We start from the raw sequence: 23,304 nt of genomic DNA on the forward strand, positions 1-23,304 counted from the left end.
CCACCGGCGCCGGCGCGGCCGTTCTCCAGGTACGCCTTCGTGCGGCCCGGGTGATGGGTGGCCAGCCACGCCACCCCCACGTCGCGGCAGAAGTCGAGATCTTCGTACTCGTCGACGTTCCAGCAGTACACCGCCCGGCCCTGGGCGATCGCGCGGTCCGCGAGCTGGGGATACTCCTTCAACGTCGACAGCGAGGGCCCGACGGCGGTGGCGCCGACCGCGGTGGCCGCCCCGCTGACCAGGTAACGCGCCGTCTTGCCGAGCAGCACGGTCGGCAGCAGCGGCGCCGCCCGCCGGACCCGCCAGACCGCGGCCGCCGAGAACGACATCACCACCGCGCGGGACCGGTCGGCGGAGGCGGGCGCCGCGATGCCGAAGCGGTGCAGCGCCGCGAGCAGCTTGGTTTCCACCAGCGAGCCGTACCGGACCGGGTGTTTGGTCTCGATGAACAGCTTCACCGGCCGGCGCCAATCCAGCACGAGCGACACCAGGGCGTCCAGCGTGAGCAGACTGGTGTCGCCGTGCGTCCCGTCTTCACGCCAGCTGTCGTGCCACGCCCCGTACTCGAGCTCCCGCAGCTCCGCGAGAGTCATCGTGCTGACCAAGCCGGCCCCGGTGGAGGTCCGGTCCAGCCGGCGGTCGTGCACGCACACCAGGTGGCCGTCCCGGGTCAGGCGCACGTCGCATTCGACGCCGTCGGCGCCCTCCTTGAGGGCGAGGTCGTAGGCGGCCAGCGTGTGTTCGGGGCGCGCGGCCGAAGCGCCGCGGTGGGCTACTACAAAGGGATGCCCGGCGAGCACCTCCTCGGCCCACGTCATACGCCTAATGCTGCCGCTTCCTGCCCCTCCAGCTCAACCGGGGCCGACGGGGGCGGACCGTCGGACACCACCACCCAGCGGTGCGCGGGCCGTTCCACCGGCTTGCGCTCGAACCCCTCGAAAACCTGGGCGGCCGCGGCCACCGTCAAGGCGGCGAGCAGGTAGGCGAAAACCATCGTCATCGTGTTGTTGGCGATGCCCTGGGCGTCCCGGGCGAAGCTGGTGAACATCGCGAAGACGGAAACCAGGTAGCTGGCGACCCAGGCGATCCACCACCGGACGATGAGTCTGCGTATCCGCGCGTAGTGCTCTTCGAGGATCGCCAGCTCGATCACGTAGACGGGCGCCCACAGCAGATTGGCGAACGGCACCGAGCACCCGGCCCACAACGCCCGGCTGGACCGCGGTTCGGGCAGGCCGTGATGCGCGAACACGGCGGCGCGGCGCGCGATGAGCCACCTGATGAGCATCACCCCGGAGGTGAAAACCGCGGCGATCGCCGCCACGCTGGCCAGGATGCCGAGCCAGTCGGCGCCGGCGGCGACCCAATTGTTCAACAAGGTGTTCCGGTTGACGACCAGCAGCAGGTAGCGAACGACGTACACCAGGGCGGCGATGCCCAGGACGAGCACGCTGACGAACAGCGTGGTGCGGATCGTGGGCGCCGATGGGGCCGGATGCGCGGGCGTCCCGGCGGCCGAGACCGGGTGTTCGACGCGGTCGGCCAGGCCCCAACGCGGCATCACGGCGTAGCGCGGCGTGGGGCCGAGGGGACGCCGTCCCCGCCGGCTGGGCGGCGCAGCGCCGGGACGAACGGCTATCCAGCGAAACCCCGGCGGTAGCCGCGGCGGGGTGCGCTGCCACCCCCGGGCCGCGGCCGGCCGGGTCACCGGCGCCGGCTGCTGCGCTGTCCACCGCGGGTCGGGCGCCGGCGCTTCCGGCAGGGGTGCCATCAGGGCCCCCCGGCAACGGGGACACCATTCGCGCTGTCGCTCGCGCACGTTCCACCGAGTGCCGCACTGGGAGCACACCTGGATCACCGGACCAGCCTAACCGCGCGACGATGCCGCCCGCGGGACGCTTCACGGTGGCCCGCGGTCCGGCCGGTCGGCTATCTCCTCAGCCCTCGCGACTATCCACAGTTTCCACAGGTTTATCCACACGCCGATATTGGGTAAGGGAAGCATTACTACAGCGCTGACGGCCGACCGTGGTTCTACATGTGGATAACACCGCGGCGTTATTGCCTGCCATCGACAGCCCCACACAGCAGTTGAGCGAAATCGATTGCCTTCCTAAGCGCTTGGGCCGGACGGGAAGTGACCGGCGGTCATCCATCCCGGGGTTGAACGCGCGGTCAAGCCGCAGATCAGAGCGTCGTTTTCCAAGCCCGCCCATAAGCGCTATGATCGCGTTCGCAAAAAGTGTTTGTGACTCACCTCACTGCCGGGGTGAGGAGCGGGTGAAAGGCGATTGATGGCCACGCATTCGTTCGGTCCGGGCTCACCGGCCGCCTCGAAGTCGTACTCCGGCTCGCCCGCGTGGAACCACAGTTACAGCGTCGCGGCGTTGCGCGCCGGGCTGATCGCCCTGGCGCTGCTCGCCGTTCTCGCCCTCATCGTCTTGTCGTAAAACCCCGCGCAGCGGGTATCCCTGTCTTCGCTCACAGCGGTCATTCTTGCGATGCGCGCGGTCATGGAGCAGGGTTGACTATGGTTGGCCTCCGCGCGGCAGCCCCGCGCGGATGAGCGCCAAGACGATAATCGAAGAAAGGAATGCCGTGGCTGTATACACCCTGCCCGATCTGGACTGGGACTACGGAGCACTGGAACCGCACATCTCCGGCCAGATCAACGAACTCCACCACGATAAGCACCACGCCACCTACGTCAAGGGCGCCAACACCGCCCTGGAAAAGCTCGAGGAGGCCCGCGCCAAAGACGACCACGCCGCGATCCTGCTGAACGAGAAAAACCTCGCATTCAACCTCGGCGGTCACGTCAACCACACCATCTGGTGGAAGAACCTCTCTCCCAATGGCGGTGACAAGCCGACGGGCGAGCTTGCCGCGGCCATCGACGACGCCTTCGGGTCGTTCGACAATTTCCGTGCCCAGTTCCACGCCGCCGCGACCACCGTCCAAGGTTCGGGATGGGCGGCACTCGGCTGGGACACGCTCGGCAACAAGTTGCTGATCTTCCAGGTGTACGACCACCAATCCAACTTTCCGCTCGGCATCATTCCGCTGCTGCTGCTGGACATGTGGGAGCACGCTTTCTACTTGCAGTACAAGAACGTGAAGGTCGACTTCGCCAAGGCGTTCTGGAACGTCGTGAACTGGGCGGACGTTCAGGAGCGCTACACGGCTGCCACCTCGAAGACCGCGGGGTTGATTGCCGGCTGACTTCAATCTCCATCGGCAGGGGCGTCGCGCGGCTAGCGCGGCGCCCCTGCCGTTTGTCCGGCTGCGAATCGGGCATTCCGAGAGGATGTGCGCCACTGGCCGTGTCGGGTTGCACGGCGCAGAACCCGCAGGCATGCTTGATTATTCGAGCTACCAGTGTGGTTAATCGGACGGAGGCGTCGCGCGGAGGTCGAAATGGAGACTGGGTCTGACCGCCCGATAGGGGTTTCCCCTTTCCACGCTCGTGGTGCCCTCAAGGGATTTGTGATCTCCGGCCGTTGGCCCGATTCCACCAAAGAATGGGCCCAGCTGCTGATGGTGGCGGTGAGAGTCGCCTCCCTGCCCGGATTGCTCTCCACCACAACGGTGTTCGGCGCCCGCGAGGAGTTGCCCGAGGAACCCGAGCCGGGCACCGTCGGCCTGGTGCTCGCCGAGGGCACCGTGTTCGGTGAATCGGCAATCCAGCCAGGCTATTTCGCCGACCACCAACCGCCCGCGCTGCTGATGCTGCACCCGCCCTCCGAGACCACCCCGTCGTTGCCGGAATGCAGCGGGGCGGCTTCGGGATGCGTCCTGCTCCCCGGGTTGCCCTATCTGGGACTCGAGCATCGGGCGGCCTGGGTCGAAGCGGAAGCCGACGGCACGATCACGTCCATGGTGAGCCGCGTCGGCGTCGACCCCATCAGCCACCCCGACACCGCGATTCTGGCGATGCTGCTGGCGGCGTAAGCCGCCGCACCGCGACCCGAACCCGTCATCCGGTCGAGGCCGGGTTGCGGGCGCCGGCGCCCGTGCGCGAAGTCGCCGACACGGCCCGTCGGGGCAGTCGACGGGCCCGCAATCGGACCCGCGACAATACCCGGCACGGCACGTTCGGGCCGCAGCACCGTTCCGACAGCAAATAAGGCGTTAAGCAATCATAAATTGCTGCCCGGTTGCGGTGCGACCGCCCAGCACGCGGCCATCCTACACTTCGCTGGGCCACACGTTGTCCGCCCGCCACCCCGGGCGAGATGCCGAATTCTGCGGATAACCTGTGAGTTTCGCTGATTTAGTGGACACCCCAGCGAATCAGTTAGACGCTCGTCAAGTGTGGCACCGGCAAGCCCCAGCTACGCTCGGACCGAATCCGGAAGGGTTTGCACCTAGTTAGGGCTACCAACCCTCGCTACCATGATCAGCAAATACACCTAGGTAATAGTTCACTTCTACAGCCCAGTGGAGGTCATATCCAATGAGCACGACGTTCGCTGCTCGCCTGAACCGCCTGTTCGACACGGTGTATCCGCCCGGACGCGGGCCGCACACCTCCGCGGAAGTGATCGCGGCGCTCAAGGCGGAAGGCATCACGATGTCGGCTCCCTACCTCTCGCAGTTGCGTTCGGGGAACCGCACCAACCCGTCGTCGGCGACCATGGCTGCACTCGCCAACTTCTTCCGCATCAAGCCGGCCTACTTCACCGACGACGAGTACTACGAGAAGCTCGACCAGGAACTGTCGTTCCTGACCACCCTGCGCGACGACGGCGTGCGCCGCCTCGCCCTGCGCGCCGCCGAGTTGTCCCCCGAGGCCCAACAGGACGTGCTGCAGCGGGTCAACGAGCTGCGCCGCGCCGAGCACCTGGACGCCTAGCGGACGCCCCGGCCCGACACCGGCCGTCCGGCCCCGACCTGGAGGGCTCGCGCCCGCACATTCCCATTAGGGTTGGCTCACGGATCGCGCACGCGCGACAGTCGACGAGAGACCGGGGAGGCGGTAAGGGAATGGGCCTGTTCCCCAAGCGAAAGAGTCGCGCGACGCGTCGCGCCGAAGCCCGCGCGATCAAGGCCCGCGCGAAGCTGGAGGCCAAGCTCGCCGCCAGGAACGAGACTCGCCGGTACAAGGCCGCCCATCGCGCGGAGGCCAAAGCCCTCAGGGCGCAGATCAAGGCCCAACGGGACAGCGACCGCAACGCGTTGAAGGTCGCCGAGACGGAACTCAAAGCGGCGCGGGAAGGCAAGATCTTGTCACCCGCGCGGATCCGCCGGGCGCTGACGGTATCGCGGCTGCTTGCGCCGATCCTCACCCCGATCATCTACCGGGCCGCGATCTCGGCGCGCGCGCTCGTCGACCAGCGTCGCGCGGACCAGCTCGGGATCCCGTTGGCCCAGATCGGGCAGTTCTCCGGCCACGGCGCCCAGCTCTCCGCCCGCATCGCGGGGGCGGAGAAGTCGCTGCGCACCGTGCAGGACAAGAAGCCCAAGGACGCCGAGACCAAGCAGTTCGTGTCGGCCATCACCGAGCGGCTGACCGATCTGTCGGCCGCCGTCACCGCCGCCGAAAACATGCCGGCGGCGCGGCGCCGGGCCGCACACGCCGCGATCGCGTCGCAGCTCGACGGCATCGAGGCGGACCTGATGGCCCGGCTCGGTTTGAGCTGACGCATGCGACGGCGCAGCAGTTCGACGATGGCGCGCTTCCCGGTCGCGGTGGCCGCCGCCGTCGCCCTCTACCTGGCCTCGGCGGCACAGCTCCCGGCGGCCTGGGCGCACGTGCACGCCAGCGCCGACAACGCGGTCCGCGGCGCCATGGCGATCGTCACCTTGCAGGTCCCCAACGAATCCAACACGGGCGCGATGACCACCGCGCTCAGCGTCGCCCTGCCCGACGTGGCCTCGGCCCGCACCGAGAGCATGCCGGGCTGGACCGCCACGCTGGACCGTGACGCGGCGTCGGGCGGGGTGCACTCGGTGACCTGGACGGCCACGCCGGGCGGCGGGATCGGCCCGGACCAATTCGCGCTGTTCCGCATCTCGGTGAAGCTGCCCGACACCGACACCGTCAGCCTCCCGGCCACGCAGACGTATTCCGACGGCACGGTCGTGAAGTGGGACCAGCCGCCGCAGCCCGGTGGCGGCGAGCCGGAATACCCGGCGCCGACGCTGACACTCGCCGCGGGACCGGTGGCGGCCCACGGCCACCGGCCGCCTTCGGCCGCACCGGCCGAGCCGGCGAGCGCGCCGCCGCGGCCGACATCCCCGGACAACACCGCCCGCCTGTTGGGCGGCGCGGCGCTGGTGGTCGCCGCGCTGGGAATCGCCCTTGCGCTGATCCGCCGACGGGCATGAGGCGGTCGGCCATCGCCGCCGTCGTCGCCGCGATGCTGGCGATCGCAACGATGAGCGCGCCGGTCGCGGCGGCGCACGCGGCGCGCGTCGCCAGCGATCCGGCGGACAACGCGGTTCTCGCCACCGGTCCGCGGCGGGTGAGCGCCACCTTCAACGAGCAGTTGCAGACCACGTTCGCGGCCATGACCGTGGTCGGGCCCGACGGCAACGTGTGGTCCACCGGCGACCCCACGGTCCGGGGCGCCGTGGTCGCCGTCGATCTGCGGCCGCTGGGACCGGCGGGGACCTACACGGTGAACTACCGGGTGACGTCCGCCGACGGCCACGTGGTCTCCGGGTCCTGGTCGTTTCGGCTGACCGTGCCGGGCACCGGCACGCCGGGTCCGCCGGCCGGCGGCGCGCCCGCGGGCGGTGACGTCCCGGTCTGGCCGTTCGTCGTGGTGGCGGTGGTGATCGTCGCCGGTGGCGCCGTGTGGGCGGTGCGGCGCAGACCGTGACCGGCGGCCGAGGCACCCGCACCCGTGCTGGCATGATGGGTTCGAAGAACCCGGGTGGGCTAGAAAACTACTGAAAGATTGCTCGAGGAGCGGCCGCATGGCAGACGCGCAGGATCAACCCAGCAGCGAACCCGACGACGGCGCGGCGGCCCCGCCCCCGGAGCCGCCGGAGAAGCAGCCCCCGGCCGAGGCGGCCAAGAAGGCCGCGAAAGCCCCCGCCAAGAAAGCTCCCGCCAAAAAGGCCGCCGCCAAAAAGGCCCCCGCCAAGAAAGCTCCCGCCAAAAAGGCCGCCGCCAAGAAAGCGCCGGCCAAGAAGGCTCCGGCCAAGGCCGCCCCGCCCCCCGCCAAGGCCGCCGAGCCAAAACCCGAGCTGCAGCAGCGTATCGAAAGCAACGGCGACCTCGCTGCGGCCGCCAAAGACGTAGCGGCACAGGCGAAATCAACGGTCGACGCCGCCAACAACCCGGTACCGGCCGGCGCTCCGGCGGCGGGCCCGGGCCAGTCCCCGATGCCGTTGCTCGTTGCCCTGGCCGTCAGCCTGCTGGCCATCCTGTTGATCCGGCAGCTGCGGCGCCGCTGAGCCTCCCGTAGCCGCTACGGTGTCAGACGTGACCGTGTCATTCCAGCCCACCGCCGACCTCGTCGACGACATCGGACCCGACGTGCGCAGCTGCGACGTCCAATTCCGCCAGTTCGGCGGCCGCCCCGAGTTCGCCGGGCCCATCAGCACGGTGCGTTGCTTCGAAGACAACGCGTTGCTGAAATCGGTGCTCTCGCAGCCGAGTGCGGGCGGCGTGCTGGTCGTCGACGGCGGCGCATCGCTGCACTCGGCGCTGGTCGGGGACGTCATCGCCGAGCTGGCCCGCTCCAACGGCTGGGCCGGACTGGTCGTCAACGGTGCGGTGCGCGACGCGGCCGCGCTGCGCGGCCTGGACATCGGCATCAAGGCGCTGGGCACCAACCCCCGCAAGAGCACCAAGACCGGCGCCGGCGAGCGCGACATCGAGGTCACGCTCGGCGGGGTGACGTTCGTGCCGGGCGAGATCGCCTACAGCGACGACGACGGCATCGTCGTCGTCAAGCCTTAAACCCCTACCGGCGCACGCTTTTTCGCGAATTGCAGGCCTTCGTCGGCAACCTTGCCGCGCCGGATCGTGCGCATGTCGAAGAGGTAGTTCTGCTTGAGCCGCCACGGCGCGCGTGAGCCCGATTTGGGCAGCATGTCCATCGCCCGCTGGAAATAGCCGGGGTTGAAGTCCATGAACGGCAGCTCGTCGACGTCGTCGCCGGGATGCTGCGGCTCCACGAAGTCAAACCCGTTGTCGTCCATGTAGTTCAGCAGCCGGCAGACGAACTCGGAGACCAGGTCGGCCTTCAGCGTCCACGACGCGTTCGTGTAGCCGAAGGTGATCGCGAAGTTGGGAACCCCGGAGAACATCAGGCCCTTGTAGGTCATCAAAGACGTCAGCTCGATCGGCTCACCGTTGCGCGTCGGCCGCACCCCGCCCAGCAGCTGCATGTTCAATCCCGTTGCGGTGATGATGATGTCGGCCTGCAGCTCCTCACCCGAGGTGAGCCTGATTCCCGTCTTGGTGAACCGGTCGATGGTGTCGGTGACGACGTCGGCCTTGCCGTGCCGGATGGTCCGGAAGAAGTCGCCGTCGGGCGCCAGGCACAGCCGCTGGTCCCACACGTTGTATCGCGGCCCGAAGTGCTTTTCGACGTCGTAGCCCTTCGGCAGGCGCCGCTTGGCCATCGTCATCAGCGTCTTGCGCATGTAGGCCGGGCGTTTCCGTGACAACTGGTACTGGAAGGTGCTGAACGCGATGGCCTTCCACCGATTCGCGATGTGCGCCAGGCGGTCCGGCAGCAGCCGGTTGGCGCGTTCGGCGAACGGGTCGACCCCGGGCAGCGAGCCGATGTAGGTCGGCGAGCGCTGCAGCATCGTCACGTGGCCGGAGCCGGAGTTCACCAGCGCCGGGATCAGGGTGATCGCGGTGGCGCCGGACCCGATGACGATGATCTTCTTGCCCGTGTAGTCGAGGTCCTCCGGCCAGTGTTGCGGGTGGACGATCTGACCCCCGAAGTCCTCGGCCCCGGGGAAGGTGGGCGAGTACCCCTCGTCGTAGTTGTAGTAGCCGGTGCAGGCGAACAGGAACGAGCAGGTGAGTTCGCGCTGTTGGCCGTCGGATTCGACGGTCAGGGTCCAGCGGTTTTCGGCGTCGGACCAATCGGCGGCGACGACGCGCTGGCGGTAACGGATGTGCCGGTCGATCTTGTTCTCCACCGCGGCCTCGTTGATGTAGGCCTTGATGTCGGCGCCGTCGGCGATCGACTTCGCCGAGCGCCAGGGCTTGAACCGGAACCCGAGGGTGAACATGTCCGAGTCGGAACGGATGCCCGGGTATTTGAAGAGGTCCCAGGTGCCACCGAGGTCGTCGCGGCGCTCGAGGATCGCGTAGCTCTTGGTCGGGCAGCGCTGTTGGAGATGCCACGCCGCGCTGATCCCCGAGATGCCCGCGCCCACGATGATCACGTCAAGGTGCTCACTCATGGGGCCACGGTATCAACGGCGTGTCGACGCAGTCAACAGGGTGTTGAAACTTTCGACACCGTGTAAAGTAGCGGCCGTGACCACCGCCGGCCAGACTCGCGCCCTCCGGGGCCGCCGCGCCATTCGTCCCTCGGGCGATGACCGCGAGCAGGCGATCCTCGCGACGGCCGAACGGCTGCTGGAACAGCGCTCGTTCGCCGACATTTCGGTCGATGACCTGGCCAGAGGCGCGGGCCTGTCGCGCCCGACGTTCTACTTCTATTTCAAGTCCAAGGACGCGGTGCTGCTGTCGCTGCTGGAGCCGGTGATCGCGCGGGCGGACTCGGAGTTCGACGGCGCGGTGCAGCGGCTGCCGACCGACCCGCGCCGGGTGTGGCGAAACGGCATCAAGGCCTTCTTCACGGCATTCAGCACGCACCGCCGACTGGCGCGCGCGGCCACCGAGGCGCTGGCGACCAGCTCCGAGCTGCGCGCCGTGTGGTTGGGCTTCATGCAGAAGTGGATCGACCAGACGGCGGCCCTGATCAACGCCGAACGCGCCCGCGGCGCGGCGCCGGAGACGATCCCGGCCGTCGACCTGGCGACCTCGCTGAACCAGATGAACGAGCGGACGATGATGGCCGCCCTGTCGGCCGAGACTCCCGCGGTTCACGAGGACCGGGTGGTCAACACCCTCGCCCACATCTGGGTGACCAGCATCTACGGCGAGGGCCGATAGCCGCGCGACCACGTCGACACGGATGTGTCGTACTTTGGTGGCATGATCGAATGTATGTTCGAAGACGGGTCCCGGTCGCGATTCTCGCCGGAGTCGATTGCCCGGTTGGAGGAGCAGTTCGAGCCCGGCTACCCGTCCAAGACCGCGGCGCCGGCGGCGCTCTTGGAACGCATCGCTGCGTCGACGCGCGCCGAGAACCGGGCGGCTGCGGCGCAACTCTTGGCGATCGGGGAGCTGTTCGCCTGCCGGCTCTCGCGCTTTGGTGAGACCGAGGAGTGGGCGATCGACACCATGGCCGCCGTGGCCGCCGAGGTGGGCGCCGAGCTGCGGATCTCGCAGGCGTTGGCGGCCAGCCGGGTGCGCTACGCCCGCGCGCTGCGCGAGCGCCTGCCCAAGGTGGGGCAGGTGTTTGCCGCAGGGGACATCGACTTTCGATTTGTCGCCACGATCGTGTACCGCACGGATTTGATCGAGGACCGCGAGGTGTTGGCCCGGGTGGATGCGCAGCTGGCGGCCACGGTGGCGCGCTGGCCGTCGATGACCCGCTCGCGGCTTGCCGGCCAAATCGACAAGATCGTGGCCCGAGCCGACACCGATGCGCTGCGCCAGCACCGCCAGCGTCAGAGCGACCGGGAGGTGGTCCTCGGTGAGGTGGTTGGCGGCATGTCGCGCATCGAGGGCACCCTGTTCACCCCGGATGCCCACGCCCTGGACAAGCGGCTCGATGCGCTGGCGGCCACGGTGTGCGCCGGCGATCCGCGCACCCGCGAGCAGCGCCGCGCGGACGCGCTCGGGGCGCTGGCCGCCGGGGCCGACCGGCTTGGCTGTCGGTGCGGGCGCACCGACTGCGCGGCCGGAACGCGGCGAGTGACCTCCCCGGTGGTGATCCACGTGATCGCCGAACACGCCACCGTGGGCGGCGCCGGTGCCGCGCCGGGATCGCTGGTGGGCGCCGACGGACTGATCACCCCCGAGCTGGTGGCCGAGCTCGCCACATCGGCCAAGCTGGTACCGCTGGTGCATCCCGGCTGTGCCCCACCGGAGCAGGGCTACACCCCCTCGAAGGCGCTGGCCGATTTCGTGCGCTGCCGGGACCTGACGTGTCGCTGGCCGGGCTGCGACGTGCCCGCGATCGGATGCGACATCGACCACACGATCCCGCATGCCGCGGGCGGGCCCACCCACGCGGGCAACCTCAAGTGCTACTGCCGCACCCATCATTTGATCAAGTCGTTTTGCGGCTGGGCCGAGAAACAGCTCGCCGATGGGACGCTGATACTGACCTCCCCGGCCGGGCGCACCTACGTCACCACCCCGGGCAGCGCGCTGCTGTTTCCCAGCCTGTGCTACGCCGTCGGCGGCATGCCCACCCCCGAAGCCGACCCACCCCCGCAGGATTATTGCGCTGAGCGGACCGCGATGATGCCCAAACGCCGCCGCACCCGCGCCCAGGACCGTGCCGCGCGCGCGGCCACGGAACGCCGCCACAACCGCGACGCTCGCCTAGCCCGACACGCCGGACCCGCCCCGCCCGGCGACGACGACCCACCGCCCTTCTAGTCGCCGCGGCTATGTTCGTGCGGTGCGAGGCCTCGATCCTGCACGCGGACCTGGATTCGTTCTACGCGTCCGTCGAACAGCGCGACGATCCGACGTTGCGCGGCCGCCCGGTGATCGTCGGGGGCGGGGTGGTGCTCGCGGCCAGCTATGAGGCCAAGGCCCACGGCGTGCGGACCGCGATGGGCGGCGCGCAGGCTCGACGGCTGTGCCCGCACGCCGTGGTGGTACCGCCCCGGATGAGTGCCTATAGCCGTGCCAGCGACGCTGTGTTCGAGGTGTTCCGCGACTGCACACCGATCGTGGAGCCGCTGTCGGTGGACGAGGCGTTTCTCGACGTCGGCGGGCTGCGCCGGACCTCGGGGACGCCGGTACAGATCGCCACCCGGCTGCGCACCGACGTCCGCGACCGCGTCGGCCTGCCCATCACCGTGGGCATCGCCCGGACGAAGTTCCTCGCCAAGGTCGCCAGCCAGGAGGCCAAGCCCGACGGGCTCCTGCTGGTGCCGCCCGAGGAGGAGCTGGCCTTCCTCCACCCGCTGCCCGTGCGACGGCTGTGGGGCGTGGGCGCGAAAACGGCCGACAAATTGCACGCGCACGGGCTGACGACCGTCGCCGACGTCGCCGAACTGAGCGAGTCGACGCTCGCCTCGCTGCTCGGTGGCGCCATGGGCCGGCAGCTGTTCGCGCTGTCCCGCAACATCGACCGCCGCCGGGTGAGTACCGGCGTCTCTCGCCGGTCCGTGGGCGCGCAACGGGCCCTCGGCCGCGCCGGCAACACCATGTCGCCCGCCGAGGTCGACGCGGTGGTGGTCAACCTGATCGACCGGATCACCGGCCGGATGCGCGCGGCCGGGCGGACCGGCCGCACCGTGGTGCTGCGCCTGCGGTTCGACGACTTCGGGCGAGCGACCCGGTCTCGGACGCTGCCCTGGGCGACCTCGTCGACGCAGCCGATCCTGGCCGCGGCGCGCCAGCTGGTCGCGTCGGCCGCGCCCGTGATCGCACAGCGCGGGCTGACGCTGGTCGGCTTCGCCGTGTCGGGGATCGACCGCAGCGGCGCCCAGCAGCTGACGCTGCCCTTCGGTGAGGACGGGAACCGGCTCGCGATCGACGCGGCGATCGACCGGGTGCGCGACCGTTACGGCAAATCGGCGCTGACGCCCGCGGTTTTGGTCGGCCGCGATCCGGGTACAGAGATGCCACGCCTACCGGATTGACGGGTGTCGCGTGTGTCCCCAATCACTCGCTGGCACAGCATGTTTCGATGATTTGATGTTGATTTGAATCGGCCGGGAAGCGCGGCCTGCACGTCGATCCGCTTGTTAGGGTGGCGAAAATCCCGACCCCGAAAGAGAGCGACCAAACTCCATGCCGCCGCCGCCCCCACCCCGCGACAGCGGCCCGCCCCGCGAGGGCCTTTTGCTCGGGTACAGCGCCCTACTGGCCCTGTCGGCCGGGTTCGTCAACGCGGTGGCGCTGCTGATCTTGGCGCTGCCCGTCGGCAACCTGACCGCGATCACCACGCAGCTGGGCATGAACACGGCCAACCCGTGGCTGTACGAAGGGCACGTGCTCGGCGCGATCTTTCTGGGCTTCCTGATCGGCGCGACCACGGCCGGGGCGATCCTCGCACCCACCGAGGCACTCGCGGGCTCCCGCCACGCCACCGTGCTCTTCCTCGAGGCAGCGTTACTGGTGCTAGCCGCGGCCGGGGTCGAGGAGACCATCGTGAAGGCGCAGATCAATGCCCTGGGTATCGAACTAACCGCGGTGCAGGCGCTGTTCGCCGCCGCCGCCCTCGGCCTGCAAAACGGGATGACGTCGAGCTTCCGCGGAATGGCGATCCGTACCACCCACTTCACCGGAACCGTCACTGACCTCGGGCTGATACTCGGTCGCAGCCGGCTGCACGGGATCAAGAAATGGAAAGCCGCGATCCTGGCGACGACCCTGCTGCTGTTCCTCGGCGGCGGCGTGGCGGGGATCGTGTTCGGCGCTCGATTGGGGGGTTACGCGTTGCTCATTCCGGCCGCGACCTGCGCGGCCGTCGCCGCCGCCAACGTCCTGCAGAGCGCCGGCCGCACCGCCGAACCGGTGCCCGGGCACGCCGAACCGGCGCGGGTCTGAGCGGCCGTCTCAATTCGATCCCGTCCACTGCAGCAGCCGCTCGGCCGGCCAGGTGTTGACGATCCGGTCGACGGGCACACCCGCGTCCAGGGCGCGCTGCGCGCCGTAGCCGAAGAAGTCCAGCTGCCCGGGCGCGTGCGCGTCGGTGTCGATGCTGAACACGCAGCCGATGTCCAGCGCCAGCTCGAGCAGCCGGGTCGGCGGGTCCCGGCGCTCGGGCCGGGAATTGATCTCCACCGCGGTGCCGTGCTCGCGGCAGGCGGTGAACACCGCTTCGGCGTCGAACTTCGATTGCGGCCGGATGCCCCGGTTCCCGGATACCAGCCGGCCGGTGCAGTGGCCCAGGACGTCGGCGTGCGGATTGGAGACCGCCCGCACCATGCGCCGCGTCATCGCCGCGGCATCCATCGACAGCTTCGAGTGCACGCTGGCCACCACGACGTCGAGGCGCTCGAGCAGCTCGGGCTCCTGGTCCAGGCTGCCGTCCTCGAGGATGTCGACCTCGATTCCGGTGAGGATGCGCATCGGGGCGAACTGCTCGCGCAGCTTGTCGATGACGTCGAGCTGTGCGCGCAACCGCTCCGGCGAGAGCCCGTTGGCGATCGTCAGCCGCGGCGAGTGGTCGGTCAGCGCGCAGTACTCGTGCCCGAGCGCGGCCGCGGTCGCCATCATCTCGTCGATCGGCGCCGACCCGTCCGACCAGTTCGAATGCAGATGCAAATCCCCGCGCAGCGCCGCACGGACGTCGCCCCCACCGAGATCCTCGGCGCCGGCACGCAATTCGACAAGGAGGTCGGGCTCGCGGCCCGACCAGGCCTGGTCGATGACCTTCGCGGTCTTGGGCCCGATGCCGGGCAGCGACTGCCAGCTGTTGGCCTGGCCGTGCCGCTCCCGCGCCGCCGCGTCGAGTCCCTCGATGATGTCGGCGGCCTTGCGGTAGGCCATCACGCGCCGGGGATCGTGGCGGCTCCGGTCCTTGAAGTAGGCGATCTGCCGCAAGGCCGCTACGGGGTCCATGGCTCCAGTGTGCCTGGCCCCGACCGTCAGAACTGCCCGGCGACGAAGCCGGCGAGCAGCACGCCGAAGCCCCCGATCTCGCCGACGATGAGCAATGTCATCGCCACCGCGGTGCCCCGCACGGGATGCTCGAATTGGTTGACGGTGTCGCGCCGCGCCCCGTGCGCGATGTAGGTCAGGATGGCGCCGACGAAGAAGAAGACGACCACCCCGGCCGCGGTCAGGTTGACCCACGTCGCCCACGCGCTGAGCTCCACGAAGACCCCCAGCAACAGGGTCGCGAACGAGTAGAGCAGCGCCGCCCGGTGCGCGATGTCGACGTACGGATGGGCGCGGTGGTCGTCGGCGGCCATGATCTGCCGGTACTTCCACACCCCGAGGACCAGCGCGAGGAGGAAGATCAGCCCGGCCGCCAGCAGGGTGAGCTTGGTGTCGAGTCCGAGGGAGTAGCTCATGGCGGGCTTGAGTTTAGTTGCGCTTCATAAAGATCGACTAACGTCGATTGCATGCGTTTCGCCTTCAAGACCTCTCCGCAGAACACCACCTGGGCGGACATGCTCGCCGTCTGGCAGGCCGCCGACGACATCGACGTCTACGAGTCCGGGTGGACCTTCGACCACTTCTACCCGATCTTCTCCGACAGCGACGGGCCCTGCCTGGAGGGCTGGACGACGCTCACCGCGCTGGCCCAGGCGACCAAGCGGCTGCGGTTGGGCACCCTGGTCACCGGGATCCACTACCGCCACCCTGCCGTGCTGGCCAACATGGCCGCCGCGCTCGACATCATCTCCAACGGGCGGCTCGAGCTGGGGATCGGCGCCGGCTGGAACGAGGAGGAGTCCGGCGCCTACGGCATCGAGCTGGGCAGCATCCGCGAGCGCTTCGACCGGTTCGAGGAGGCCTGCGCGGTGCTGACCAGCCTGCTCAGCCGGGAGACCACCGACTTCGACGGCAAGTACTACCAGCTCAAGGGCGCCCGCAACGAGCCCAAGGGCGTGCAGCGGCCCCACCCGCCGATCTGCATCGGCGGCAGCGGCGAGAAACGAACGCTGCCGATCACCGCGCGCTACGCCCAGCACTGGAACTTCGCCGGCGGCCCGCCCGAGGAGTTCGCGCGCAAGCGCGACGTGCTGGCGGCGGAGTGCGCGAAGATCGGGCGCGACCCGAAGGAGATCACCCTGTCGGCGCACCTCCGGCTGGACGAGGCCCGCAACTACCAGCAGGTCATCGAGCAGGCGGGGGGGCTGGCCGCCGAGGGACTCGACCTGGGCATCGTGTACATCAACCCGCCCCACGACCCGGCCGTCCTGGAACCGCTGGCCGAGACCATCCGCGATTCGGGGTTGCTGGACGGCTGAACGGCCAACGCCCCACCCGATCACGTTTGAGCAAACGCCCCGGGCGGCCGTGTGCGGCGGCATCGGGGGGGTCACACCCCAAAGAGCAGCAGGTCCTCTGCGGTGACCAGACGTTCGTGTTTGGCGGGAAACTCACGGCTTTTCAACGGGTGACGCAGCCAAGACCAGGCCATTCGCCCCACCCGCGATCGAGGTAATGGATTCATATGCACAGTGACCACTCCTGCGACGGTCTGTTCAGCCGGGGCCTCTGTGGCATGAAGCCCACAGCGGTCCATTAGACACCTGCGCTCTGGCAAACATGGGCAGACGCGCCGAAAGAATCGCGGCATGTTTCTGGTGTGACTGGTGTGATTACTGAAGGGGAACCGCGGTGGGCTTGACCGGCGCGGGCAGCGCCGTCGCCCCCATCAGGTACCGGTCCACGGCGGCGGCCGCGGCCCGGCCTTCAGCTATCGCCCAGACGATCAGCGACTGGCCCCGGCCCATGTCCCCGGCGACGAACACGCCGGGCACCGACGTATCGAAGTCGGCACCGCGCGCGACGTTGCCGCGGTCGGTGAGTTTCACCTCGAGGTCGGTGAGCAGGCCTTCCCTCTCCGGGCCGACGAACCCCATGGCCAGCAATACCAGATCGGCCTCGAGTTCGAAGTCGGAGCCTTCGACCTTGACGAACTTGCCGTCCTGCATGGTGACCTCGTGCGCCTTGAGCGCCGTCACGCGGCCGTCCTCGCCGATGAACTGCTCGGTGTTCACCGAGAACACCCGCTCGCCTCCCTCCTCGTGCGCCGACGACACCCGGTACATCAGCGGGTAGGTCGGCCACGGGGTGGACTCGGCGCGCGTCTCCGGCGGGCGCGGCATGATCTCGAATTGGTGCACGACCGTGGGACCCTGCCGGTGCGCGGTGCCCAGGCAGTCCGCCCCGGTGTCCCCGCCGCCGATGATGACGACCTTCTTGCCCTTGGCGGTGATCGGGGGCTCCCCGTCGGGCCCCAGGACGTCGTCGCCCTCCTGCACCCGGTTGCCCCAGGGCAGATACTCCATCGCCTGGTGGATCCCGTCCAGCTCCCGGCCGGGAATCGGCAGGTCCCGCGCGGCGGTCGCGCCGCCGGCCAGCACCACCGCGTCGAAGTCGGCGCGCAGCTGTTCGGCGGTGATGTCCACCCCGACGTTGACACCGGCGCGGAATTCGGTTCCCTCGGAACGCATCTGTTCCAGGCGCCGGTCCAGGACCCGCTTCTCCATCTTGAATTCCGGGATGCCGTAGCGCAGCAACCCGCCGATGCGATCCGCGCGCTCGAAAACGGTGACCGTGTGGCCGGCGCGGGTCAGTTGCTGGGCGGCCGCCAGGCCGGCCGGGCCCGAACCCACCACCGCGACCTTCTTCCCGGTCAGCTTGTCCGGGGGCAGCGGCACCACGAAGCCTTCCTCGAAGGCCCGGTCGATGATCTCCAGTTCGATCTGCTTGATCGTCACCGGATCCTGGTTGATGCCGAGCACACACGCCGGTTCACACGGCGCCGGGCAGAGCCGGCCGGTGAAGTCCGGGAAGTTGTTGGTGGCGTGCAGCCGCTCGATGGCGTCGCGCCAACGCCCCCGGCGCACCAGGTCGTTCCATTCCGGGATCAGGTTACCCAACGGGCAACCGTTGTGGCAGAACGGGATACCGCAATCCATGCAACGGGTCGCCTGCTCGCGCAGGGTGCCTTCGTCGAAGTCCTCGTAGACCTCGTGCCAGTCCTTGAGCCGGAGCGGGACAGGCCGGCGCTTCGGCAGTTCCCGGTGTGTGTACTTCAGGAAGCCGCTCGGGTCAGCCATGCGCGGCCGCCATGATCGCCTTGTCCACATCGGTGCCGTCGCGCTCGGCTTCGGCGATCGCCTGCAGCACCTTCTTGTAGTCGCGGGGCATCACCTTGACGAAGTGGCGTCGCTGCCCGCGCCAGTCGGCCAGGATCCGCTGACCGACCGCGGAATCGGTGGCGTCCACGTGCGCCTGGATGATCCCGTGCAGGAACTCGGCGTCGTCGGAGTCCAGGGCCTCCATGTCGACCATCTCGATGTTGAGGTTGTCCGGCAATTCCTCGTCCGGGTCGTACACGTAAGCCACACCACCTGACATTCCCGCCGCGAAGTTGCGGCCCGTCCGGCCCAGGATGACAACCCGGCCGCCGGTCATGTATTCGCAACCATGGTCGCCGACGCCCTCGACCACGGCGTGTGCGCCGGAGTTACGGACCGCGAACCGTTCGCCGACCACCCCGCGCAGGAACGCCTCCCCACTGGTCGCGCCGAACAGGATCACATTGCCGCCGATGATGTTGTCCTCGGCCACGTAGTCCTGCGGCGCGTTGTCCGACGGCCGCACCACGATCCGGCCGCCGGACAGGCCCTTGCCGACGTAGTCATTGGCATCGCCGTAGACGCGCAAGGTGATTCCCTTCGGGACGAACGCGCCGAAGCTGTTGCCCGCGGATCCGTCGAAGGTGATGTCGATGGTTCCGTCCGGAAGCCCTTGGCCGCCATAGGCTTTCGTCACCTCGTGGCCGAGCATGGTGCCCACCGTGCGGTTGACGTTGCTGATCGTGGTGGAGAACCGCACCGGCTTGCCGGAATCGAGCGCCTCCCGGCTCATCACGATCAGCTGCTGATCCAGCGCCTTGTCCAGGCCGTGGTCCTGCCGGGAGCTGCAGTACAGGTCCTGGTTCATGAACGCCGACTCTGGCTCGTGCAGCACCGGCGCGAGGTCCAGCTTGTGCGCCTTCCAGTGCGCGCGGGCCAGCGTGGTGTCCAGCGCGCCCACCTGGCCGACGGCCTCGTTGACGGTGCGGAAGCCCAACTGCGCCATGTATTCCCGGACCTCTTCGGCGATGAACATGAAGAAGTTCTCGATGAACTCCGGCTTGCCGGTGAACCGCTCCCGCAGCAGCGGGTTCTGGGTGGCCACGCCCACCGGGCAGGTGTCCAGGTGGCACACCCGCATCATGATGCAGCCGGCCACCACCAGCGGCGCGGTGGCGAAACCGAATTCCTCGGCGCCGAGCAGCGCGGCGATCATGACGTCGCGGCCCGTCTTGAGCTGGCCGTCCACCTGAACCACGATCCGGTCACGCAACCCGTTGAGCAGCAGGGTCTGTTGCGTCTCGGCCAGGCCCAGCTCCCACGGCGCGCCCGCGTGTTTCATCGACGTCAGCGGGGTGGCGCCGGTGCCGCCGTCGTGCCCGGAGATCAGCACCACGTCGGCGTGGGCCTTGGAGACACCGGCCGCGACGGTGCCCACCCCGTTCTCGGAGACCAGCTTGACGTGCACCCGCGCGGACGGGTTGGCGTTCTTCAGGTCGTGGATCAGCTGCGCCAGATCCTCGATGGAGTAGATGTCGTGGTGCGGCGGCGGGGAGATCAGGCCCACCCCCGGGGTGGAATGCCGAACCTCGGCCACCCACGGGTACACCTTGTGACCCGGAAGCTGGCCGCCCTCACCGGGTTTCGCGCCCTGTGCCATCTTGATCTGGATGTCGGTGCAGTTCGTCAGGTAGTGCGACGTGACGCCGAACCGCGCGGAAGCGACCTGCTTGATCGCGCTGCGGCGCCAATCGCCATTGGGGTCGCGGTCGAAACGCTTGACGTCCTCGCCGCCCTCACCGCTGTTGGATCGCCCGCCCAGCCGGTTCATCGCGATGGCCAGCGTCTCGTGCGCCTCGGCCGAGATCGAGCCGTAGCTCATCGCCCCGGTGGAGAAGCGCTTGACGATCTCGCTGGCCGGCTCCACCTCGTCCAGCGGCACCGGCGGGCGCACGCCCCCGCGGAACTTGAGCAGGCCGCGCAGCGAGGCCATCCGCTCGCTCTGGTCGTCGACCAGGCGGGTGTAGTCCTTGAAGATCTTGTATTGCCCGGTGCGGGTCGAATGCTGCAGTTTGAAAACGGTCTCCGGGTTGAACAGGTGGTACTCGCCCTCCCGGCGCCACTGGTATTCGCCGCCCACCTCGAGCTCGCGGTGCGCGCGCTCGTCCCGGCGGTCCAGGTAGGCCAGCCGGTGACGGGCGGCGACGTCGGTGGCGATGTCCTCCAGGGTGATCCCGCCGATCGGACAGCTCAGCCCGGTGAAGTACTCGTCGAGCACGTCCTCGGAGATGCCCACCGCCTGGAACAGCTGGGCCCCGGTGTAGGACGCCAGTGTCGAGATGCCCATCTTGGACATCACTTTGAGCACGCCCTTGCCGGCGGCCTTGACGTAGTTGTTCAGCGCCTGTTCGCGGTCGATCCCGTCGATCGCGCCGCGGTCGAGCATGTCCTCGATCGACTCGAAGGCCAGGTAGGGGTTGATCGCCGCCGCCCCGCACCCGATCAGCATCGCCATGTGGTGCACCTCGCGGGCGTCACCGGTCTCGACGACCAGGCCGACGTGGGTGCGCGTCCGGTCGCGCACCAGGTGGTGATGCACGCCGGCGACGGCCAGCAGCGACGGGATGGGGGCCATCCGCTCGTCGGACTCGCGGTCGGACAGGATGATGACTCGCGCGCCGTCCTCGATCGCCGCCGACGCCTGTGCGCGCACGTCGTCGAGCGCCGCGGCCAGCCCGGCGCCACCCTCGGCCACCGGGTAAAGGCAGCGAATCACCGTGGACCGCATGCCGTGCGGGCGGCCGTTGACCTCGTCGTCGGGGTCGAGGTTGACCAGCTTGGCCAGCTCGTGGTTGCGCAGAATCGGCTGCTGCAAAGCGATCTGGTGACACGAGTGCTCGGTCGGCGTCAGCAGGTCGCGCTCGCCGCCGGTGGTGCCCTGCAGGCTGGTCACCACCTCCTCGCGGATGGCGTCCAGCGGCGGGTTGGTCACCTGGGCGAAGAGCTGCTGGAAGTAGTCGTAGAGCATCCGCGGCCGCTGCGAGAGCACCGCGACCGGGGTGTCGGTGCCCATCGAGCCGATCGGCTCGGCGCCGGTGCGCACCATGGGCGACACCAGGAGGTTGAGCTCCTCGTAGGTGTAGCCGAATGTCAACTGGCGCTTGACGAGTCGATCGTGGGGCATCCGCGCGTAGTCGCCCTGTGGCAGCTTCTCGAGGGGAACCAGGTTGCGGTCGAGCCATTCCCGGTACGGGTGCTCGGCGGCGAGCTCGGCCTTGATCTCCTCGTCGGCGACGATGCGACCCTGGGTGGTGTCGACCAGGAACATCCGGCCCGGCTGCAGCCGCATCCGGCGGACCACCTTGGCGGGGTCCAGGTCCAGGACACCGGCCTCGGAGGCCATCACCACCAAACCGTCTTCAGTGACCCAAATCCGCGAGGGGCGCAGGCCATTGCGGTCCAGCACGGCGCCCACAATGGTGCCGTCGGTGAAGGTGATCGAGGCGGGTCCGTCCCACGGCTCCATCAACGACGCGTGGTACTCGTAGAAGGCCCGGCGCGCCGGGTCCATCGACTCGTTGCGCTCCCACGCCTCCGGGATCATCATCAGCACCGCGTGGGCCAGGCTGCGGCCGCCCAGGTGCAACAGTTCGAGCGCCTCGTCGAAGCGCGCGGTGTCCGACGCGCCCGGGGTGCAGATCGGGAACAGCTTCTCGACGTCGGCTTCCGTGCCGAAGATCTCGGTCTTGATCAACGCCTCGCGGGCTCGCATCCAGTTCTCGTTGCCGGTGACGGTGTTGATCTCGCCGTTGTGGGCCACCCGCCGGAACGGGTGGGCCAGCGGCCACGACGGGAAGGTGTTGGTGGAGAACCGCGAATGCACGATGCCCAGCGCGCTGGTCATCCGATCGTCCTGCAGGTCCAGGTAGAACGCCTTGAGCTGCGGGGTTGTCAGCATGCCCTTGTAAACCAGCGTCTGACCGGAAAGGCTTGGGAAATAGACGGTTTCGCGGCCGGGACCGTCCTGGCCCGGCCCCTTGGTGCCGAGTTCGTGCTCGGCGCGCTTGCGGACCAGATAGCAGCGCCGCTCCAGCGTCATGTCCGACGCGCCGGCCAGGAACACCTGCCGGAAGGTGGGCATCGCGTCGCGGGACAGCGCACCCAGCGAGGAGTCGTCGATGGGCACGTTGCGCCACCCCAGCACCGACAGGCCTTCGGCTTCGGCGATCTTCTCGACCGCGTCGCACGCGGCCGCGGCGTCCTTGGACGACTGCGGCAAAAAGGCGATGCCGGTGGCGTAGCTTCCGGCAGGGGGCAGCTCGAAGTCGACGACCTCCCGCAGGAAGGCATCCGGAACCTGGATCAGAATGCCGGCGCCGTCGCCGCTGCGCGGCTCGGCGCCCTGGGCACCGCGGTGTTCGAGGTTGAGCAGCGCGGTGATGGCCTTGTCCACGATGTCGCGGCTACGACGGCCGTGCATGTCGACGACCATGGCTACCCCGCACGAATCGTGCTCGAACGCGGGGTTGTATAACCCGACGCGCTTGGGCGTCATATGCACCTGACCCTTCACCTGAACGTCTTTCAGCGGCCGATAACAGCTGCTCCGATCAGGTCCTACCCGGACGTTGCGGGCGAAGACCCCTCGGTCTTGTCTCGATAGGCTGTCCCCCAGGCGGAGATGCCCTGTTCAGGGATGCGTCCGTGCAGCGTTGAACGGTGGCCTGGAAACCGGTCTCGACAAGTCGTAAAACGATATGACAATACCCGCCTGACATGCCAACTTCGTCAAGTCTAACCGCCACCCGGCGGCACCGTAAATTTCTCGGCGAGCGGCGACGGGCAACCCGCCCGACGTGCTGATTCCGGGCTGCAATGTTCGTCACAGCCGCGCCGCGCACCGCGCCGGACGGTTCCGGAGCCTGCGGCCGCACGCGTTTGCTGAGGTGCCGCGCGCGCGTACCCACGACGGCGGCATCGGCCCCCATGATCGTGCTCACGGGGCGGGCCAGGCCGGCGGGGCGGTGCCGCGGTGAGCGCTGCTAAGTTTGCACGGTAGCGGTGCCCGGCGCGCGGGAGATACTGAGCGGATACTGGTCCGCGTCCGGTGCCAATGCACGGGCCGTGGCGCTTATCACTGGCCCGGATGCAGCGCACCAGCGCGGACCGATCGCCCGGCACCCGAGGAGCCCATGAACGAGCGCGACGAATTCCTGCGGGACCGTCTGCCACCCCCGCCCGGCGCGTCCCCGGCGCGGCCTCCCGTTCCCCCGGCCGCGGGCCTGCCTCCGCCGGCACCCG

21 protein-coding genes are annotated in these 23,304 nt (G+C 68.9%); 14 read left to right on the plus strand and 7 right to left on the minus strand.

The window, feature by feature from the left end; translation table 11 throughout:
• Positions 1 to 818, minus strand: an 818-nt coding sequence (locus HMPREF0591_RS02690; protein ID WP_007166859.1) for a glycerophosphodiester phosphodiesterase, incomplete at its 3' end; no start/stop codon positions are given.
• Positions 815 to 1,858 carry a DUF4328 domain-containing protein gene (locus tag HMPREF0591_RS02695; protein ID WP_083212384.1) on the minus strand — a complete coding sequence of 348 codons (1,044 nt, stop codon included), beginning with the start codon at positions 1,856 to 1,858 and terminating at the stop codon, positions 815 to 817. The genes HMPREF0591_RS02690 and HMPREF0591_RS02695, both read right to left, overlap by 4 nt.
• 436 nt (positions 1,859 to 2,294) lie before the next feature.
• Between HMPREF0591_RS02695 and HMPREF0591_RS32880 the strand changes: the two genes are divergently transcribed.
• The 9 genes from HMPREF0591_RS32880 to rraA all read left to right on the plus strand — a co-directional run bounded on the left by HMPREF0591_RS32880 (position 2,295) and on the right by rraA (position 7,915).
• Positions 2,295 to 2,450, plus strand: a complete 156-nt coding sequence (locus HMPREF0591_RS32880; protein ID WP_007166861.1) for a hypothetical protein — start codon at positions 2,295 to 2,297, stop codon at positions 2,448 to 2,450.
• Between the two features lie 148 nt (positions 2,451 to 2,598).
• Positions 2,599 to 3,222, plus strand: a complete 624-nt coding sequence (locus tag HMPREF0591_RS02700) for a superoxide dismutase (protein ID WP_040621711.1) — start codon at positions 2,599 to 2,601, stop codon at positions 3,220 to 3,222.
• Between the two features lie 195 nt (positions 3,223 to 3,417).
• Positions 3,418 to 3,951 (plus strand): hypothetical protein, encoded by a 534-nt coding sequence (locus HMPREF0591_RS02705; protein ID WP_007166863.1) that lies wholly within the window; start codon positions 3,418 to 3,420, stop codon positions 3,949 to 3,951.
• Between the two features lie 505 nt (positions 3,952 to 4,456).
• Complete coding sequence (locus HMPREF0591_RS02710) at positions 4,457 to 4,855, plus strand: helix-turn-helix transcriptional regulator (RefSeq protein ID WP_007166865.1); 399 nt, start codon at positions 4,457 to 4,459, stop codon at positions 4,853 to 4,855.
• 131 nt (positions 4,856 to 4,986) lie between these two features.
• On the plus strand, positions 4,987 to 5,643 hold the full coding sequence (locus HMPREF0591_RS02715; RefSeq protein ID WP_007166866.1) for a DUF6474 family protein: 657 nt from the start codon (positions 4,987 to 4,989) through the stop codon (positions 5,641 to 5,643).
• Between the two features lie 27 nt (positions 5,644 to 5,670).
• Positions 5,671 to 6,330 (plus strand): YcnI family protein, encoded by a 660-nt coding sequence (locus tag HMPREF0591_RS02720; RefSeq protein WP_040620965.1) that lies wholly within the window; start codon positions 5,671 to 5,673, stop codon positions 6,328 to 6,330.
• Positions 6,327 to 6,827 carry a copper resistance CopC family protein gene (locus tag HMPREF0591_RS02725; protein WP_007166868.1) on the plus strand — a complete coding sequence of 167 codons (501 nt, stop codon included), beginning with the start codon at positions 6,327 to 6,329 and terminating at the stop codon, positions 6,825 to 6,827. The genes HMPREF0591_RS02720 and HMPREF0591_RS02725 overlap by 4 nt, the downstream gene beginning before the upstream one ends.
• 97 nt (positions 6,828 to 6,924) lie before the next feature.
• On the plus strand, positions 6,925 to 7,407 hold the full coding sequence (locus tag HMPREF0591_RS34350; protein WP_007166869.1) for an Rv3852 family protein: 483 nt from the start codon (positions 6,925 to 6,927) through the stop codon (positions 7,405 to 7,407).
• Positions 7,408 to 7,435: 28 nt separating this feature from the next.
• Positions 7,436 to 7,915 carry a ribonuclease E activity regulator RraA gene (rraA, locus tag HMPREF0591_RS02735; protein ID WP_007166870.1) on the plus strand — a complete coding sequence of 160 codons (480 nt, stop codon included), beginning with the start codon at positions 7,436 to 7,438 and terminating at the stop codon, positions 7,913 to 7,915.
• Here the strand turns inward: rraA and HMPREF0591_RS02740 are convergent.
• Complete coding sequence (locus tag HMPREF0591_RS02740) at positions 7,912 to 9,381, minus strand: flavin-containing monooxygenase (protein ID WP_007166871.1); 1,470 nt, start codon at positions 9,379 to 9,381, stop codon at positions 7,912 to 7,914. The two genes, rraA and HMPREF0591_RS02740, sit on opposite strands and share 4 nt — an antisense overlap.
• 76 nt (positions 9,382 to 9,457) lie before the next feature.
• Between HMPREF0591_RS02740 and HMPREF0591_RS02745 the strand changes: the two genes are divergently transcribed.
• From HMPREF0591_RS02745 to HMPREF0591_RS02760, 4 genes are all read left to right on the plus strand, one after another.
• A complete protein-coding gene (locus HMPREF0591_RS02745; protein WP_007166872.1) occupies positions 9,458 to 10,099 on the plus strand; it encodes a TetR/AcrR family transcriptional regulator in 642 nt (213 codons plus the stop codon).
• Positions 10,100 to 10,153: 54 nt separating this feature from the next.
• Positions 10,154 to 11,659, plus strand: a complete 1,506-nt coding sequence (locus HMPREF0591_RS02750; protein ID WP_040621712.1) for an HNH endonuclease signature motif containing protein — start codon at positions 10,154 to 10,156, stop codon at positions 11,657 to 11,659.
• Between the two features lie 11 nt (positions 11,660 to 11,670).
• Positions 11,671 to 12,876 carry a DNA polymerase IV gene (gene dinB, locus HMPREF0591_RS02755; RefSeq protein ID WP_007166874.1) on the plus strand — a complete coding sequence of 402 codons (1,206 nt, stop codon included), beginning with the start codon at positions 11,671 to 11,673 and terminating at the stop codon, positions 12,874 to 12,876.
• Positions 12,877 to 13,027: 151 nt separating this feature from the next.
• Positions 13,028 to 13,786, plus strand: coding sequence for a YoaK family protein (locus HMPREF0591_RS02760; RefSeq protein ID WP_040620966.1), 759 nt, complete (start codon positions 13,028 to 13,030; stop codon positions 13,784 to 13,786).
• Positions 13,787 to 13,795: 9 nt separating this feature from the next.
• Here the strand turns inward: HMPREF0591_RS02760 and HMPREF0591_RS02765 are convergent, their stop codons facing one another.
• Positions 13,796 to 14,803: a PHP domain-containing protein gene (locus HMPREF0591_RS02765; RefSeq protein ID WP_007166876.1), complete on the minus strand. Its 1,008-nt coding sequence runs from the start codon at positions 14,801 to 14,803 to the stop codon at positions 13,796 to 13,798.
• Between the two features lie 26 nt (positions 14,804 to 14,829).
• Positions 14,830 to 15,258, minus strand: a complete 429-nt coding sequence (locus HMPREF0591_RS02770) for a hypothetical protein (RefSeq protein ID WP_007166877.1) — start codon at positions 15,256 to 15,258, stop codon at positions 14,830 to 14,832.
• Positions 15,259 to 15,309: 51 nt separating this feature from the next.
• On the opposite strand from HMPREF0591_RS02770, the gene HMPREF0591_RS02775 reads away from it, so the two are divergent.
• Positions 15,310 to 16,161 carry an LLM class F420-dependent oxidoreductase gene (locus HMPREF0591_RS02775; protein WP_007166878.1) on the plus strand — a complete coding sequence of 284 codons (852 nt, stop codon included), beginning with the start codon at positions 15,310 to 15,312 and terminating at the stop codon, positions 16,159 to 16,161.
• Between the two features lie 354 nt (positions 16,162 to 16,515).
• On the opposite strand, the gene HMPREF0591_RS02780 is transcribed toward HMPREF0591_RS02775, so the two are convergent.
• Entirely contained in the window at positions 16,516 to 17,982 is a 1,467-nt protein-coding gene (locus HMPREF0591_RS02780; RefSeq protein WP_007166879.1) for a glutamate synthase subunit beta, read from the minus strand.
• A complete protein-coding gene (gene gltB, locus HMPREF0591_RS02785; protein WP_040621714.1) occupies positions 17,975 to 22,558 on the minus strand; it encodes a glutamate synthase large subunit in 4,584 nt (1,527 codons plus the stop codon). The genes HMPREF0591_RS02780 and gltB overlap by 8 nt, the downstream gene beginning before the upstream one ends.
• Between the last annotated feature and the right edge of the window lie 746 nt (positions 22,559 to 23,304).

The organism is Mycobacterium parascrofulaceum ATCC BAA-614, assembly GCF_000164135.1.
Taxonomy (GTDB): domain Bacteria; phylum Actinomycetota; class Actinomycetes; order Mycobacteriales; family Mycobacteriaceae; genus Mycobacterium; species Mycobacterium parascrofulaceum.

Excerpts from the sequence above, each read along its gene's own strand:
- HMPREF0591_RS02725 (WP_007166868.1), top strand. The coding sequence starts at position 6,327 with ATGAGGCGGTCGGCCATCGCCGCCGTCGTCGCCGCGATGCTGGCGATC.
- HMPREF0591_RS34350 (WP_007166869.1), top strand. The coding sequence starts at position 6,925 with ATGGCAGACGCGCAGGATCAACCCAGCAGCGAACCCGACGACGGCGCG.
- HMPREF0591_RS02740 (WP_007166871.1), bottom strand. The coding sequence starts at position 9,381 with ATGAGTGAGCACCTTGACGTGATCATCGTGGGCGCGGGCATCTCGGGG.
- gltB (WP_040621714.1), bottom strand. The coding sequence starts at position 22,558 with ATGACGCCCAAGCGCGTCGGGTTATACAACCCCGCGTTCGAGCACGAT.
- dinB (WP_007166874.1), top strand. The coding sequence starts at position 11,671 with ATGTTCGTGCGGTGCGAGGCCTCGATCCTGCACGCGGACCTGGATTCG.
- HMPREF0591_RS02775 (WP_007166878.1), top strand. The coding sequence starts at position 15,310 with ATGCGTTTCGCCTTCAAGACCTCTCCGCAGAACACCACCTGGGCGGAC.
- HMPREF0591_RS02780 (WP_007166879.1), bottom strand. The coding sequence starts at position 17,982 with ATGGCTGACCCGAGCGGCTTCCTGAAGTACACACACCGGGAACTGCCG.
- HMPREF0591_RS02750 (WP_040621712.1), top strand. The coding sequence starts at position 10,154 with ATGTTCGAAGACGGGTCCCGGTCGCGATTCTCGCCGGAGTCGATTGCC.
- HMPREF0591_RS02770 (WP_007166877.1), bottom strand. The coding sequence starts at position 15,258 with ATGAGCTACTCCCTCGGACTCGACACCAAGCTCACCCTGCTGGCGGCC.
- HMPREF0591_RS02765 (WP_007166876.1), bottom strand. The coding sequence starts at position 14,803 with ATGGACCCCGTAGCGGCCTTGCGGCAGATCGCCTACTTCAAGGACCGG.
- HMPREF0591_RS32880 (WP_007166861.1), top strand. The coding sequence starts at position 2,295 with ATGGCCACGCATTCGTTCGGTCCGGGCTCACCGGCCGCCTCGAAGTCG.
- HMPREF0591_RS02705 (WP_007166863.1), top strand. The coding sequence starts at position 3,418 with ATGGAGACTGGGTCTGACCGCCCGATAGGGGTTTCCCCTTTCCACGCT.
- HMPREF0591_RS02710 (WP_007166865.1), top strand. The coding sequence starts at position 4,457 with ATGAGCACGACGTTCGCTGCTCGCCTGAACCGCCTGTTCGACACGGTG.
- HMPREF0591_RS02720 (WP_040620965.1), top strand. The coding sequence starts at position 5,671 with ATGGCGCGCTTCCCGGTCGCGGTGGCCGCCGCCGTCGCCCTCTACCTG.
- HMPREF0591_RS02760 (WP_040620966.1), top strand. The coding sequence starts at position 13,028 with ATGCCGCCGCCGCCCCCACCCCGCGACAGCGGCCCGCCCCGCGAGGGC.
- HMPREF0591_RS02715 (WP_007166866.1), top strand. The coding sequence starts at position 4,987 with ATGGGCCTGTTCCCCAAGCGAAAGAGTCGCGCGACGCGTCGCGCCGAA.